Raw genomic sequence first — 15,053 nt, forward strand, 5'->3', positions numbered from 1 at the left:
TATGCGTTTACTTTCATCTCGGGCAGCGTTGCTGGGTGCAACATTGCTCTCCGGTGCGCTTGCAGTTGTTGGCGGAACGGTTGCCGCACAGGCCAAGACACTGGTTTATTGTTCAGAAGGCTCGCCGGAAGGTTTTGATGCCGCGCTTTACTCGACAAACAGCACATGGGATGCGTCATCCGAGACGGTCTATGATCGGCTGACTGAGTTTAAAGCCGGCACAACAGAGATCGTGCCGGGACTGGCCGAGAGCTGGACAATTTCGGATGATAATCTGGAATATGTGCTGAAATTGCGGGAAGGCGTGCAGTTCCAGAAAACGGATTATTTTACACCGTCGCGTGCGTTTAATGCCGATGATGTGCTGTTCTCGTATAACCGCCAGATCGATAAAACCAGCCCGTGGTATAATTATACCGGCATGGGCAACTGGGAAATGTTCGATGCAATGGAGATGGGCAAGATCGTTAAAGAGATCGTCAAAGTTGATGATCACACGGTCAAATTTGTGCTTAATCAGCCGGATGCCTCGCTGTTAGCAAAGCTGGCGCTGAATTTTGGTGTCATTCTTTCAGCTGAATATGCGGCTCAGTTGGAGAAGTCAGGCAATCAGCTGGATCTCGATCATAAGCCGGTGGGGACCGGGCCTTTTGTGTTCAACGCGTACCAGCAGGATGCAGTCATTCGTTTCGCGGCGAACCCTGATTACTGGGGCGGTAAGCCGAAAATTGATACGCTGATTTTTGCGATTACCGTGGATTCCACGACGCGTATGCAACGCCTGAAAGCCGGCGAATGCCAGATTGCACCTTATCCGGCTCCGGCGGATGTGGAGGGGCTTAAAGCTGATCCGTCGCTGACAGTTGTGGAGCAACCGGGGCTCAATGTCGCTTATATGTCTTACAACACGCTTGTCGCACCTTTCGACAAGGTCGAAGTGCGTAAGGCACTTAATATGGCGATCAACCGTCAGGCGATTGTCGATAGTATCTATCAGGGCTTCGGACAGGTTGCGCAGACCGGTGTGCCGCCGACAATGTGGAGCTATAACGGAGCGATTAAAGGTCCGGTTTATGATCCGGAACTGGCAAAGAAAATGCTGGATGAGGCCGGTGTCAAAGATCTGAATATGAAGATCTGGGCAATGCCTGTGGCCAGACCTTATATGCCCAATGCACGCCGCACTGCTGAAATGATGCAGGCCGATCTGGCGCAGGTCGGTGTTAAGGTTGAAATCGTCTCCTATGAATGGGGAGAGTATCTGAAGAAAAGCCGTGACAAAGCGCGTGACGGTGCAGTGATCCTTGGGGCAACCAGTGATAATGGCGATCCGGATAATATGCTGAGTTTCTTCTTTGTTTGCTCGGCAATCGGTTCCAGCAACATGTCAAACTGGTGCTATAAGCCGGTGGATGACCTGTTGCAGCAAGGGCGTATTACCTCTGACGCTACAAAGCGCAAAGAAATCTATGAAAAAGCGCAGGAATATATTGATGAGCAAGCACCATGGCTGCCGATTGCCCATTCAACCGTTGTGCTGCCGATGTCGAAAAAGGTCAAAAATTACGTGATGGAACCGCTGGGTTCACATCGCTTTAAAAATGTTGATCTCGACGAGTAAGAAACCAAAACAGGCATCGTTCTTGACAGAAAACTGACAAAAGCGATGCCTGTTCTTGACAGAAAGCGCATAGATAGTTGAGGAGCTGTTGGTGTGGGGGATTCTGTACAGGCTTATTTGGTGTGGCCGGTAAAATGTTTGTAGAGTTCGGAGATTTCATTCATCCGTGTTTCCACAGATGGCCCGAGCTGGCTTACAACTTCATTAAGCAACAGGTTTCCCAATACAGCCATCATTGCGGTTGAATCCCAGAATGTGCCTGTATCTGTTGGGACATTAAAGGTTTCTGCCGCAACACCGCGGCACCAGTGGCAGTAGGGATCAGTAAACAGCGTAACAGGAATACCTGCAGCTTTTGCACGACGTGCGAGTAATGCAGCAAGGTTGGAATATTTGCGCGCTTCAAACATCACAAGAGCGGAGTGACTGTTATCGTTTAAGAAAATCTCGGAGAAGTTGCCGTTGGTGGTATCAACAAGAAATACATCATCGCGCAGATATTGCAGCTGATGTGCAAAATATTGTGCGAGGCCACGTTCTGTCTGGAAACCGACAACAAAGACCTTCTTAGCTGTGGCAAGACGGTTCGCGGCTGTTTTCCATTGTGGTTTGCGTGCCAGTTCATGGATATGAACAAGCGCAGCAATTTCTTTCTCGAGGATTTTGGCGGAGGCATCACCTTTGCTGCTCTCTTGCGTAAACTCTTTCAACCGGTCGCCGACAAGCCACGGTTGATGCCCGATGGATTCGCCTAACTCCGTCTTTAAGTCTTTGAAATGCTTATAGCCAAGCTTTCGACAAAAACGTCCGATTGTCACTTCGCTGACGCCGATTTTTTCAGCAAGTGTTGCTGCATTTTCAAAAGGCAGTGAGTTGAGATTGGTCAGCATGTAGTTTGCAATCTGACTACCTGCTGAGGTGCTATCCTCAAGGCTTGATTTCAGGCGTTCGCGGATAGCTTCAGACATTAATTATTCCCATTAAATTGAATGTAAGTTTTCTGTCTTTTAATTCTTGATGACAGAAAAGAATCACTTTAGCATCCTCCGTAATTATAAAACGGAACTCCGTCGGGAGTAAACGTAACAGGGCAAAGCCCGGTCGGTGGAGGAACAATGAACCGTCGTGATTTTTTGCTGTCGTCAGCTGCTTTTCTTCTTACTACACAAACCCTGCTGTCAACCAGCCTTCCTGTGCAGGCATCCGGTTCGGAAGTTGTTATTGTACTTTCCAGTGATGAAACCGGTGCGCCGCATCTCGATCCGATCCGTGCCACATTGCTCAGTGTTGCGGCTGATCTGATTTATGACCGGCTGATTGCGATGTCCGATCAGCATACATTCCATCCGCATCTAGCTGAATCCTGGCAAGAAAGCGAAGACGGCCTGAACTGGACATTCCGGCTGAAAAAAATGTTCGTTTCCATGATGGTGAGCCCTTTAACGCCGACACGATTGTCTGGTGGGTGGCAAAATATGTTGACAGTGCGAACCAGCATGTCAGCGGAGCAATTGAAAAAGTTGTCGTCGTTGACGAGCATACAGTTCGCTTTGAGATGAACCGTCCTGACCCAAATCTGCTTTATAATCTGGCATCGTACTTTATGGGCATTCCGTCGCCTAAAGCTTATGAAGCCGCCAATGGTAATTTCGGTGTGACGGAAGCAATCGGCACTGGTCCCTATAAGCTGGAAAACTTCATCGTCGGGCAGGAAACCGTTCTGGTTGCAAACGAGGATTATGCCTGGGGCAGTGAATTGTCGGAGAATAAAGGAGCACCGGTACTGGAGCGTCTGGTTCTGCGGGAAATTCAGGACGCTTCCACGGCCTTCCTTGAAATGAATACCGGTGGTGCGGATATTCTGCTGGGAGTACCAACAGAATTCATTCCGCAGATGAAAGCCAATAGCGGGATTGAACTGCGCAATATGCCTGCAACGGGTACCTCTTATTTACAGTTTAACACGAAAGCGGCACCTTTCTCTGATCCGACAATCCGGCAGGCTGTAGCTTACACGGTTGATCAGGAACCAATCCTGAAAGCAGTGTTTGGTGGTTCAGGCGCTGTTGCACATCAATTTCTTGCTTCCTCATTGGATGAATCTAAGGTTCGTCCTGAAGTCCTTATCCGTCCGGATCTTGAAAAAGCAAAGCAGTTGCTGGATCAGGCGGGATGGAAAGCAGGTGCTGATGGTATGCGGGTTAAAGACGGCATACCGCTTAAAATCCAGTTATGGTCGACATCTGAAACGGCGTATAAACGCATTGCGGAAATTGTTCAGGCACAATTGAGAAATATCGGTTTTGCTGTTGATGTTACCTTATTTGATAGTGCCAGCATGAAGGATGCCTTGCGAAAAGGCGATTATCAGATGGCTGTCAGCCATTATGACTGGGATAATGCTGATATTTTGAGCTGGTTCTTCAGCGGGGAGAATATTCCGCACCCGAACAGCACACGCTGGGATGATCAGCGCTCGGAAGAACTGCGCAAAGATGCGGAAAACACGGCACGTAACTGGCAGGAACGGGTTGCGAAATTCAAAACCTATCACGAAAATCTACTGGAAAATTTCGTTTTTGTTCCGTTGCATGAATTTGAAAAAACCATTGCAATCAACAGCGGCCGTATTGTTCTACCGGAAAAACTGCGCACGACTGCACTTGGCAGCGTAACGCTTCTTGATGCGAAGTGGCAGTAAATTCAGTTATGACGTCATTCATTCTCAAACGCCTTTTGGCTGTGATACCCGTATTTTTTGTTGTCTCGATTACGGTTTTTCTCGTTATCCATCTCGTTCCGGGCGATCCGATTGATAATCTTATGCGTGCCGGATCGTCTCCGGCTTTGCGTGAACAGATCGCGGCCAAATACGGTTTGGATAAAGGGCTTTTTGAACAATATGTCATCTGGATGGGGCGGGTCTTGACGCTGGATTTCGGCACGTCAATTATTCAGTCCCGACCAGTGAGTGCGCTCATTGCGCAGAACCTGCCGGATAGTTTGATATTAGGCGGTTTTGCCTTCCTGTTTTCGACACTTGCAGGTATCAGCGCTGGTGTCGTGGCAGCGAAATATTATGGCAGCCGCATTGATAGCGGCATTACCACCGGCATTTTGCTGGGCTCAACAATACCAAGTTTCTGGCTCGGGCTTTTGCTTATTCTGGTTTTTGCCGTCTGGTTGGGTTGGGTGCCGGTTTCCGGTGCACGCGGCTGGTCATCGCTGATCCTGCCGGTGATTGCAACAGGTCTTGGCGGTGTTGCGCTTGTTGCCCGCGTGACCAAAGTCTCAATGATTGAAATCGGCAGACAGGATTTTGTCATGCTGTTGCGGGCGAAAGGTGTATCTGAAAGCCGTATTCGCATCAGCCATGTACTGCGTCATGCAATGGTACCGGTCATTTCTATTCTTGGTCTGCGCATCGGTTGGATTTTGGGTGGTGCAATTACTGTTGAAGTGGTGTTTGCCCGTCCGGGGCTGGGGTCTTTGCTGATCCGCGCGCTTAATCAGCGGGATTATCCGCTGGTGCAAGGCTGCCTGCTCATGCTGGCAATGGCCGTTATTCTTGGGACTATTCTCGGTGATGTTGCGCAGGCAGCTATGGATCCGAGACAACGGGAGGCAGCAAAATGACAGTGATTGTCTCTGATACACGGCGTTTGCGACTTCCTGTTTCCGTTCCGGTCGCGATTGCAGTGTTGTTTCTTATCTTACTGGTTTTGTCAGCAATCTTTGCAACGCTGATTGTGCCTTATGCTTATGATGCACAAAATATAATCAATATGAATCAGGCACCCGGTCTGACGCATCTTTTTGGTACAGATGAGTTTGGTCGTGATGTGTTGTCCCGTATAGTTGTGGGTGCACAGACGTCACTTTCTGTGAGTGTGACGGCGGTTGGTTTTTCCGTTTTATTCGGCCTGATACTCGGAGCCATTTGTGGTTATTTCGGTGGTGTGATTGATCGGGTCTTGATGACTGTCGTTGATCTGACCTGGTCATTTCCGGAAATCCTGATTGCACTCATGCTCGTCGCAGTCATTGGAGCGGGTTTGCATGGTGTGGTTATTGCTGTTGCAATTGCTTATCTGGCGCAATTTACGCGGCTGACGCGTACACAGATCATGCAGATCAAAAAAGAAGCCTATGTGGATGCTGCAATCAATCTGGGTGCAAGTAATTTCCATATTTTGTTCCGGCACCTTGTACCGAATTCACTGGCTCCCGTCCTTGTTGCAGCCATGCTGGCCACAGGCGATGCGATTATTCTTGAAGCAACATTGGGGTTCTTCGGGCTTGGTGCACAACCGCCGACACCGAGCTGGGGCGCAATGATGAGCTCAGGAACAGCACAATTATTCGTTTCGCCGTGGGTGATTATCATTCCTGGCTGCGCCGTAGCACTGACGGTTATCGCACTGAATGTTGTCGGTGATGCGATTATCCAGTCGCTGGATTTCCGCAATAAAGCACGGGAGGGTTAAAATGCTGCTTTCCGTAGAAAAACTACAGATCGGCTTTGGTGCATTCTCGCCGGTTAAAGATGTCACGATTAGTGTTGATCGTGGTGAAATACTGGGTCTGGTCGGCGAGTCTGGTTCGGGTAAGTCATTGACGGCGACGGCTGTGATGGGGCTTTTGGGGTATGTTAACGGTCATGTTGTTGATGGTCGTATCCTGTTCGATGGCGATGACATAACCAGTTTGCCGGAAGAAAAAATGCGTCACCTGCGTGGCAAACGGATTGGTCTTATCACGCAAAATCCGATGACTTCGCTCGATCCGATGATCAGTGTCGGCAAGCAGATTGAGCAGGCCGTGCGTATGCATCTGGAACTGGACGGCAAAGTAGCTTTGGATAAGGCTGTTGACCTGATGCGTGATGTGCGGATACCCGATCCGCAGCGGATTTACAGGCTTTATCCGCACCAGTTATCCGGCGGTATGAAGCAGCGTATTGTGATCGCGATGGCTTTGGCCGGCGAGCCGGATTTGCTGATCGCTGATGAGCCGACGACTGCCCTTGATGCAACAGTACAGGCACAGATCATCCGCAATCTGATTGATCTGGTGAAACAGCGCGGGCTGGCAATGATCCTGATTACCCACGATATGGGCGTTGTTGCGCAAACCTGTGATCATGTCGCCGTAATGTATTGCGGTCGTATCGTTGAGCGCTCTCCCGTTCATGCGATATTTGCCGGTGCTTCCCATCCTTATACGAAAGCGCTGATCGGCTGTATTCCGCGCAGTACGATGACCGCAGGTTCTCTGACCGGTATTCCGGGCATGGTGCCAAGCACAGCTGCATTACCTTCAGGATGCAGTTTTCACCCGCGTTGCAGTAAAACAGAGGCAATCTGTCGTGAGTGCATTCCTGAATTTCGCCAATCCGGACAATATGCTGGTGTGGCTTGTCACAGATCGGGGGCATTATGAACGATATAATCTCTGTTGCTAATCTCGGTCGTCGCTTCGTCACCAAGCGCTTCTTAAAGAAGAAAGAAATCTTCTCTGCCGTGCGTGATGTCAGCTTTAATGTGGAGCGTGGCGAGATCGTTGGTGTTGTTGGTGAATCCGGTTGTGGTAAATCCACGCTGGCACGTTTGCTGCTTCGTCTGCTGGAGCCCAGCAAAGGCACCATTAGCTTTGAAGGCAGAGATCTGGCGTCTTTTTCAAAGGGTGAGATGCGGCAATTGCGCCGGAAAATGCAGATGGTTTTTCAAGATCCGTATTCCTCAATTGATCCGCGTTTCACTGTGCGTAATGCCGTATTGGAGCCCTATAAAGTACAAGGTGTTTCTGCCGGTGACACGGACAAGCGTGTTGCGGAACTTTTGAATATGGTGGGGCTGGATGCGTCTCTGGCAAACCGCTATCCGCATCAGCTTTCGGGCGGTCAGAAACAGCGGGTTGGTATTGCACGTGCATTGGCACTCAATCCTTCACTGATTGTGCTGGATGAACCAACGGCATCACTGGATGTGTCTGTGCAGGCGCAGATTATCAACCTGCTCGATGGTTTACGGCGTGAACTTGGCCTGACCTATATTTTTATATCGCATGATCTGAATTTGGTTCGCTATTTTTGCGACCGGACAATTGTGATGTATGCGGGCCGGATTGTTGAAATGCTACCTAAATATGCGGCACCATCCCATCCCTACACAAAGATGCTGATGGGCAGTATGTTTGAGCCTGATCCTGATAACCGGCGGGAAATTTCCAATTTAACTGGTGAAGCACCGAGTGGGTATAATTTGCCGGAGGGGTGCGCTTTTGCGTCCCGTTGCCCTTTTGTGAAAGGCTTATGTCTGACGGAAGACCCTACACTGCAACACCTTCAGCCGGAACATCAGGTCGCCTGTCATTATAGCAAAGATATATCTAACGAGAGGCAAGCCGCCTAGCGAAACGACCAAAATTATCTGATCGTCATTGTTGTTTTAAAGAGGAGTGCACAATGAGCTATTGTGTCTTAACGGCGGAATTCGCCCATGAAACCAATACGTTTAATGTTGTTGCCACAGATTATCAGGCCTTTGTCACGCAAGGGATGTATGAAGGAGAGGCAGCAATCAGCGCGCGCGGCAATGCCAATACAGAACTGGCAGGCTTTCTTGATCTTGCACGAAAATATAACTGGAATTTGGTGCATACAATCAGCACGGAAGCTGAGCCCGCAGGGCCGGTGACGCGTGATGCGTTTGACCGGATTACAGGCAGGATTATCGACAAGGCAAAAGAGCTTGGTGATCGTCTCGACGGGGTGTTGCTTGCGCTGCATGGCGCTATGGTCACAGATTTTTCACAGGACGGCGAGGGCGAACTGCTGGAGCGGTTGCGTCAGGTTTTGCCGCGCGGGATCCCGATTGCTGTAACGCTTGATCCTCATGCTAATGTGACGGCAAAAATGTGTGAACAGGCGGATATTCTGATCTCGTTTAAAACTTATCCTCATATTGATCTGCGTGAAACAGCACACCACGCCGGTGAATTGTTACAGCAGACAATGGCCGGAAAAATCGCACCTAAAACGCTGCTGGTACGCCGTCCGATGCTGGAAGAAGCGAATGCCGGTCGTACAGATATCGGGCCGATGGTTGAATGGATTGCGGAAGCGCGTGCTTATGAGAAAACTGAGGGAGCATTGGCGGTCAGCATAAATGGCGCTTTTCCCAATGCAGATATTGCGGAAGTCGGTCCGACGGTTCTGGTGACTTATGATGGTGATGCAGCGCCGCATAAGGCTTTTGCTGAACAGATTGCCGATAAGATGTGGGAGAACCGCGCGAATATTCTGAACAAATTCTATACGCCTGAAGAGGCGGCGCATTTGGCAAAGACATATGAGGGAGAACGACCGCTGATCATTGCGGAATATGCGGATAATCCCGGAGCTGGTGGTTATGGCGATGCGACAGCTTTGCTGAAAGCATTGCTGGATGCCCAAATTACCGATGCTTGCTTTGCGCCGATGGTTGATCCGGAGATCGCTGCATTGCTCACGAGTTTTGCGGTTGGCGATGTCGTTTCCTTGTCATTAGGCGGAAAGATGGACACGCGTTTTGGTGGCGAACCATTGCAGGTCAAGGCAAAGCTGCTGCATCTGAGTGACGGAAAACTGGTCGGAACCGGTGCTCAGCTCGGAGGGCTTGAATTCAGTTTCGGGCCAACGGCTGTCATCGAAATTGACGGCATCCTCGTGCTGGTTGTGAGTGAAAGGTCACAATTGCTGGATCAGCAGCAGTTCCGTGCTTTTGGTATTGAACCGACTGCACACAGGATTGTGGTTGTGAAGTCGATGCAGCATTTTCGGGCTGATTTTGAACAGATTGCCGGACAAATTATTGTCTGTGACAGTGGTGCGCTCTGCACAATGGATTATGCGAAAATTCCGTACCGCAATGTTCCTCGTCCGATTTATCCGCTGGATCAGATCTAATGCCGCAAGGCTGCCGCGAAAACACATAACAGGAAATTTAAATGAACGATATAATAGCGCTGGTTCAAATGGACCGGACTATTATGACGGACTTGCTTTCCTGTTAGTCGGACACTCCCCGAAGGAAAGGTGATTTCATCACTCATTTTGGCGCATTGCCGGATGAGGGTGTTTTTGGGGTTAAATGAGTGCCCTGTTTGGCCGGTGAAAATGGCGCAAAGATTGCCGTCACGAATTCGCTGATGGCAACAAACAACAGAATTTACCGTTGCGAGGATCAATAGTGCGGGGCACTCAATAACTCTGTATGCGTATAGTGTGCAGCAAATGTGTAGATTGTGTGCAGATGCAGTGCCGCAGATTGACGGCTGGCATGGAATGCCTGATTTTATAGTTCAGGAAAGGCACCAACTGGCATGACGAATGCGCTGATACTCATCATTGAAGACGAACCGGAAATTGCGGATATTCTTCGCCGTTATTTTGAGCGCGAGGGATTTCGCACGGTAAGTGCCGGTGACGGGGAGACAGGTTTATCGCATCATTTGCGGTTGAAACCGGATCTGGTGGTGCTGGATGTCAAGCTGCCGCGTCAGGATGGTTTTGAGGTCCTGTCTGCCTTGCGTCAGCGTGGTGATACGCCGGTTATTATGGTGACAGCTCTGGCACAAGATATTGATAAGCTTCAGGCTTTGCGCAGCGGTGCCGATGATTATGTTGTGAAACCGTTTAATCCGCTGGAAGTTGTGGCACGGGCGAAAGTCGTGTTGCGGCGTTCGGGTCACAATCGCAAAAGCGTTATGAGGGTTGGCGCATTGCTGATCGATATGGATGCCCATACAGCAATTGCCGAGGTCAGTCATCAAAGGCGCAATCTTGATCTGACCCGCACAGAATTTCGCCTGCTTGCCCATATGGCGCAATGGCCGAACCGTGTGTTTGAACGCGGTGAACTGGTTGATGCCTGTCTGCCGGAAGGTGATGCTGTTGATCGTACTGTCGATAGTCATATCAGTAAATTGCGGCGCAAGCTTCATGAGGCAGGCGTTGACAATCAACTGACTGGTGTACGCGGTGTCGGATACCGGTTGGAGGATCGTTTTGTCTAAGAATGGTCTGATCTGGAAGATCGTGCTGGCCATGACGATCGTCAATATTGTCGCTCTTGCAGCCATGTTTTTTGGCTGGATGATCTTTCTCGCAATTTATGACTGGTTGTTTCCTAAAACACCCTACCCAGAGGACTGGACGGCTTTCGATATTGTGGTGTTTGGCACCATTATACTGATCGGACAACTGACTGCGGCTGTCGTCGGCTGGCGTCTGGCCGGAAAAATAACGGCACCGCTCGCTGCTGTCGGCATGGCCGCACGAGCGGTAGCAGAAGGTGATTTCAGTGCGCGGGCGCTGGGGAAAGAGAAAAGTTTCGGTGAAGCCGAGCAGTTGCTGACAGATTTTAATGCAATGGCCGCCCGTCTCGAAGCGGCTGAAGCGGAATTGCGTTATTCGAACACTGCGATAGCCCATGAATTGCGCACTCCGCTGACAATTTTGCGGGGTCGGTTGCAGGGGCTGAATGACGGGGTCTTTACACCGGAGCCAGCGCTCTTTGACTCCCTTGTGGCGCATGTCGACAGCCTGTCACGGCTGGTGGAAGATTTGCGTATCTTAGGGTTGTTTTCCGCCAGCAAGCTGGAACTGACAAAACAATCTGTTGACCTTGCTGAGGAAGCGGCGGCTGTGCTGCGCTCCATGGCTCCTGATCTGGCCGTTGCAGATATTACGCTTGATACGGGTCTAAAACCTGTTCGGGTTGAGGCGGATGCGGCGCGGATCAGGCAGGCTTTTCTGGCTCTTCTGGAAAATGCCTGCCGCTATGCAACAGGCTCAGCTGTGCGAGTGGAAACACTGCTCATTGATCAATATGCGGTGTTGCGGGTGAGTGATACAGGTTCGGGATTACAGCCGGATGAGTATGGCCATGCTTTCGAGCGCTTCTGGCGGGCGGATACATCCCGCACCCGCGCCCGTGGCGGTTCAGGGCTCGGGCTTTCAGTGGTGCGCGCTATAGCTGAAAGCCATGGTGGCAAGGCCGAGATCAGGCCGAATACAGGCTGCGGCATCATTGTTGAGGTGTTTTTGCCGCTGCCCAAGCGTGACCACGGCACAACGCACTAAATTCCAAAATACAAATTGGGCACTTCTGCAAGTGCCGTAAAGATTTTACGAACAGGCCTTGCTGGCCGGGAAATACCTATGTCTGAAACTGACTTTTCAAGAGATGATGCTTATCACGATCTGGCTGCAAACCATGTGTCGGCCGGCAGAATTTTAGCTCTGTTTAAGCCTTATAAGCGGCAGATTTTGCGTGTGGTTATTTTGCTGCTGTTCGGCTCTGCTGTCGGTATGGCATCGCCGTTTTTGCTGCGTGCTATTATCGATGACGCTTTGCCTAAAGCGGATATACAATTGCTGATTTATCTTGCCGGTGGTCTGGTTGGCATTGCCGCCCTTTCTGCAGGGTTGAATACATTGCAGATTGTGATGTCCACCAAGATCGGTCAGGCGATTATGCATGATCTGCGTGTGCGGCTTTATTCGCATTTGCAGTCGCTGTCCCTGTCGTTTTTTGCAGCAACGCGTTCCGGTGAAATTCAGTCGCGCATTGCCAGTGATATTGGCGGATTGCAAACGCTGGTCACCAATACGGCGAATGAACTGGCACGTAATACCAGTGTTGTGGTGATGACCGCAGTCGCGATGTTTTTTCTGGATTGGCGTCTGGCGCTGTTTTCAATGATCGCGGTGCCGGTATCAATTCTGTTGAGTGATCGTGTCGGTAAATTGCGTGAAACCATCACGCATGAACAGCAGGTGCGTCTTGGTGATATGTCCGCAGCAGTGCAGGAATCCTTGTCCATTTCCGGTATTATTCTGGCACGCACGATGGGGCGCGGGGAACATCTGACACGACGTTTTACCCGCACATCCGAGGATGTGGCGCGGCTTGAAGTACGCTCGCATACGGCAGGTGAATGGCAATGGCAGATGATCTATCTCATCTTGTCCATTCTTCCGGCTCTGACTTTGCTGCTTGGCGGCTTTCTGATGAATAGCAGTGTTCCGGTTACAATCGGGACGCTGGTTGCCATGATTGCTCTGCAGGAGCAATTGCTCTGGCCGCTGGAAGAATTGCTGTCGATCGGACGTGAGGTGCGTAAGACCCGCGCCTTGTTCACCCGTGTGTTTGAATATCTTGATAAGCCTGTTGAGATTAAAGAAACAGCGGATGCCGTTACCTTTGATAAGTCCCAGATGCGGGGCGCCGTGCGCGTGGAAAATGTAAGCTTCTCTTATCCTGACAGTGAAAAGCCGACTTTGTCTGAGATCAGTATTGATGTGCCCGCGGGCTCAAGTGTTGCGATTGTCGGCTCAACGGGTTCGGGCAAGACCACGCTGGGTTATCTTTTGGCGCGGCTCTATGATGTTGAGTGCGGTTCTATCCGCTATGACGGCATTGATATTCGGGACCTGAGCTTTGATACATTGGCGGATATGCTGGGTGTGGTAACGCAGGAGCCCTATCTGCTTTATGCCTCGGTTGCGGAAAATCTGCGTTTTGCAAAGCCGGACGCAACGGATGAAGAGCTGATCAATGCAGCAAAGATTGCACAGATTCACGACAGTCTCGCTGCATTGCCTGAGGGCTATGATACGATTGTCGGTGATCGCGGCTATCGCTTCTCCGGGGGTGAAAAGCAGCGCCTTGCTCTGGCACGTACAATCTTGCGTAATCCGCCGGTGCTGCTGCTGGATGAGGCAACAAGTGCGCTGGATACCAAGACAGAACGAGCGATGGAAGCGGCTTTGGCCAACCTGTCTAAGGATCGCACAACCATTACCATTGCGCATCGTTTATCAACTATTCGACGGGCAGATCAGATTGTGGTTCTGCAACAGGGAAGAATTGTTGAAAGAGGCACACATGAAGAACTGGAACGCCTGAACGGTGTCTATGCAGCGCTGATTAAATCCGGCTCCTGACGTGGTTGGCAAAAACATGACCACAGCGGACTAAAAATCGTTGTGGTCTGTTATGCTTATTAAAATAAAGCAAGCCTGGCTATAGAGGATAGATTTGCCGGAGTAATTCCATGCGGGCCCAGACATGGTGCATATTACATCATTATTTTTACAAGGATGATATTTTGTAAATTTTATCAAAATTGCCGGTAATTCAGCGACGTTTGTAAAAACATATGCATTGTTTAAAATAATTTATTTGATTGATAAATGTCTTATAAAAATCGCTTATTTTATCCTGATGCTGATTTGAAAATTAAACTTGAATAAAAGCCGAAACTTCATTTTGTTAAAAATTTATTTTTTGATTTTTTAACTAACTGTCTGATTGTATGTAATAATTAAATTAATATAAAAATATAAATGTATATTATCAAATTATTTTATTCTGCTATTATCAAGTTTCTGGGTATCGGATATTTTGCATTAAACCCTTCTAATATAAGGGCGCCCTCAACAATGTAATCCCATCCATCCTGGCCTCATAAATGTCATGCCGTACTAAACGGAACAAAACTAGTTTTAGTTTTGTATTGAGATATGGGGAGTCGAATGCATATTACTATTGTGAGTAAAAGCGGAGGTGGGAGCAAAACAGTTAACGCGGATACTGTTGCTCTTCAATCATCCAGCGTTGTGAAAATCGAACTTAGTCCCAAAGCTGTTGCCGCCTACCAACGGGTAGGACAGGATTTACATATAAAACTGCATTCGGGCAAAGTTATTATCATTAAAAATTTCTATGCTGACATGCCGGAAGGCAATGATTTGGTGCTTGTTGATGATGACGGCACCGCATGGCTCGGGCAGCATAGTGATGGTTTGGCCGACTTTCAGTTTAGCGAGGTCCAGTCGGTGGATCAGCTTGTTGGCCAAGGCAGTAATTTATCACCCGTATTGCTTGCGCTTTTAGGTCTTGGCGCAATTGGTGCCGCAATAGCTGCAGGTTCGGGGGGCCATTCTTCCAGACATGATGACAGTGACGCCGATGCGGATGCCGATGCGGATGCCGACGCTGACGCTGACGCTGATGCCGATGCTGATGCGGATGCCGACGCTGATGCTGATGCGGATGCTGACGCTGATGCGGATGCCGACGCTGATGCCGACGCTGATGCTGACGCAGATGCGGATGCTGACGCGGATGCGGATGCAGATGCAGATGCGGACGCAGATGCCGACGCTGATGCTGACGCCGACGCGGATGCGGATGCTGATGCGGATGCGGATGCCGATGCGGACGCAGATGCCGACGCAGATGCGGATGCGGATGCCGATGCCGATGCTGATGCGGATGCCGACGCCGATGCCGATGCCGATGCTGACGCTGATGCTGATGCTGACGCCGACGCCGATGCTGATGCTGATGCTGACGCTGATGCGGATGCCGATGCTGACGCC

13 protein-coding genes and 1 pseudogene are annotated in these 15,053 nt (G+C 49.9%); 12 read left to right on the forward strand and 2 right to left on the reverse strand.

The annotated features are described in order from the left end of the window. The first annotated feature begins 1 nt into the window (after window position 1). Window positions 2–1,621, forward strand: a complete 1,620-nt coding sequence (locus tag DFR47_RS17995) for an ABC transporter substrate-binding protein (RefSeq protein WP_113945895.1) — start codon at window positions 2–4, stop codon at window positions 1,619–1,621. A gap of 113 nt (window positions 1,622–1,734) precedes the next feature. Here the strand turns inward: DFR47_RS17995 and DFR47_RS18000 are convergent, their stop codons facing one another. Then, window positions 1,735–2,589, reverse strand: coding sequence for a MurR/RpiR family transcriptional regulator (locus tag DFR47_RS18000; protein WP_113945896.1), 855 nt, complete (start codon window positions 2,587–2,589; stop codon window positions 1,735–1,737). A gap of 147 nt (window positions 2,590–2,736) precedes the next feature. Here DFR47_RS18000 and DFR47_RS22140 point away from each other — a divergent pair, with 147 nt between their 5' ends. From DFR47_RS22140 to DFR47_RS22375, 11 genes and pseudogenes are all read left to right on the forward strand, one after another. Next, entirely contained in the window at window positions 2,737–3,180 is a 444-nt protein-coding gene (locus DFR47_RS22140) for a hypothetical protein (RefSeq protein WP_245416632.1), read from the forward strand. Next, complete coding sequence (locus tag DFR47_RS18005) at window positions 3,087–4,322, forward strand: ABC transporter substrate-binding protein (protein ID WP_245416633.1); 1,236 nt, start codon at window positions 3,087–3,089, stop codon at window positions 4,320–4,322. The genes DFR47_RS22140 and DFR47_RS18005 overlap by 94 nt, the downstream gene beginning before the upstream one ends. 8 nt (window positions 4,323–4,330) lie before the next feature. Then, on the forward strand, window positions 4,331–5,257 hold the full coding sequence (locus DFR47_RS18010; RefSeq protein WP_113945897.1) for an ABC transporter permease: 927 nt from the start codon (window positions 4,331–4,333) through the stop codon (window positions 5,255–5,257). Beyond that, complete coding sequence (locus DFR47_RS18015) at window positions 5,254–6,108, forward strand: ABC transporter permease (protein WP_113945898.1); 855 nt, start codon at window positions 5,254–5,256, stop codon at window positions 6,106–6,108. Before DFR47_RS18010 ends, DFR47_RS18015 begins: the two co-directional genes overlap by 4 nt. Before the next feature lies 1 nt (window position 6,109). Then, window positions 6,110–7,063, forward strand: a complete 954-nt coding sequence (locus DFR47_RS18020; protein WP_113945899.1) for an ABC transporter ATP-binding protein — start codon at window positions 6,110–6,112, stop codon at window positions 7,061–7,063. Continuing rightward, the gene (locus DFR47_RS18025; RefSeq protein ID WP_113945900.1) at window positions 7,060–8,034 is read left to right on the forward strand and encodes an ABC transporter ATP-binding protein; all 975 of its coding nucleotides are present in this window, start codon (window positions 7,060–7,062) and stop codon (window positions 8,032–8,034) included. The genes DFR47_RS18020 and DFR47_RS18025 overlap by 4 nt, the downstream gene beginning before the upstream one ends. Before the next feature lie 53 nt (window positions 8,035–8,087). Then, a complete protein-coding gene (locus DFR47_RS18030) occupies window positions 8,088–9,569 on the forward strand; it encodes a M81 family metallopeptidase (protein WP_113945901.1) in 1,482 nt (493 codons plus the stop codon). A 416-nt stretch (window positions 9,570–9,985) separates the two neighbouring features. Continuing rightward, a complete protein-coding gene (locus DFR47_RS18035; protein WP_113945902.1) occupies window positions 9,986–10,678 on the forward strand; it encodes a response regulator in 693 nt (230 codons plus the stop codon). Beyond that, window positions 10,671–11,747: an ATP-binding protein gene (locus tag DFR47_RS18040; RefSeq protein WP_245416634.1), complete on the forward strand. Its 1,077-nt coding sequence runs from the start codon at window positions 10,671–10,673 to the stop codon at window positions 11,745–11,747. Before DFR47_RS18035 ends, DFR47_RS18040 begins: the two co-directional genes overlap by 8 nt. Window positions 11,748–11,825: 78 nt before the next feature. Then, window positions 11,826–13,613: an ABC transporter ATP-binding protein gene (locus DFR47_RS18045; RefSeq protein WP_113945903.1), complete on the forward strand. Its 1,788-nt coding sequence runs from the start codon at window positions 11,826–11,828 to the stop codon at window positions 13,611–13,613. Between the two features lie 591 nt (window positions 13,614–14,204). Continuing rightward, window positions 14,205–14,483: pseudogene (locus DFR47_RS22375) on the forward strand (BapA/Bap/LapF family prefix-like domain-containing protein); the annotation flags it as partial. Window positions 14,484–14,561: 78 nt separating this feature from the next. Here the strand turns inward: DFR47_RS22375 and DFR47_RS22155 are convergent. Next, on the reverse strand, window positions 14,562–15,053 hold a 492-nt coding region (locus DFR47_RS22155; RefSeq protein ID WP_245416636.1), incomplete at its 5' end, for a hypothetical protein.

It is taken from the genome of Pseudochrobactrum asaccharolyticum (assembly GCF_003314995.1).
In the GTDB taxonomy this organism is placed as follows: Bacteria; Pseudomonadota; Alphaproteobacteria; order Rhizobiales; family Rhizobiaceae; genus Pseudochrobactrum; species Pseudochrobactrum asaccharolyticum.

Excerpts from the sequence above, each read along its gene's own strand:
- DFR47_RS18030 (WP_113945901.1), top strand. The coding sequence starts at position 8,088 with ATGAGCTATTGTGTCTTAACGGCGGAATTCGCCCATGAAACCAATACG.
- DFR47_RS18020 (WP_113945899.1), top strand. The coding sequence starts at position 6,110 with ATGCTGCTTTCCGTAGAAAAACTACAGATCGGCTTTGGTGCATTCTCG.
- DFR47_RS18045 (WP_113945903.1), top strand. The coding sequence starts at position 11,826 with ATGTCTGAAACTGACTTTTCAAGAGATGATGCTTATCACGATCTGGCT.
- DFR47_RS18025 (WP_113945900.1), top strand. The coding sequence starts at position 7,060 with ATGAACGATATAATCTCTGTTGCTAATCTCGGTCGTCGCTTCGTCACC.
- DFR47_RS18035 (WP_113945902.1), top strand. The coding sequence starts at position 9,986 with ATGACGAATGCGCTGATACTCATCATTGAAGACGAACCGGAAATTGCG.
- DFR47_RS17995 (WP_113945895.1), top strand. The coding sequence starts at position 2 with ATGCGTTTACTTTCATCTCGGGCAGCGTTGCTGGGTGCAACATTGCTC.
- DFR47_RS18000 (WP_113945896.1), bottom strand. The coding sequence starts at position 2,589 with ATGTCTGAAGCTATCCGCGAACGCCTGAAATCAAGCCTTGAGGATAGC.
- DFR47_RS22140 (WP_245416632.1), top strand. The coding sequence starts at position 2,737 with ATGAACCGTCGTGATTTTTTGCTGTCGTCAGCTGCTTTTCTTCTTACT.
- DFR47_RS18010 (WP_113945897.1), top strand. The coding sequence starts at position 4,331 with ATGACGTCATTCATTCTCAAACGCCTTTTGGCTGTGATACCCGTATTT.
- DFR47_RS18015 (WP_113945898.1), top strand. The coding sequence starts at position 5,254 with ATGACAGTGATTGTCTCTGATACACGGCGTTTGCGACTTCCTGTTTCC.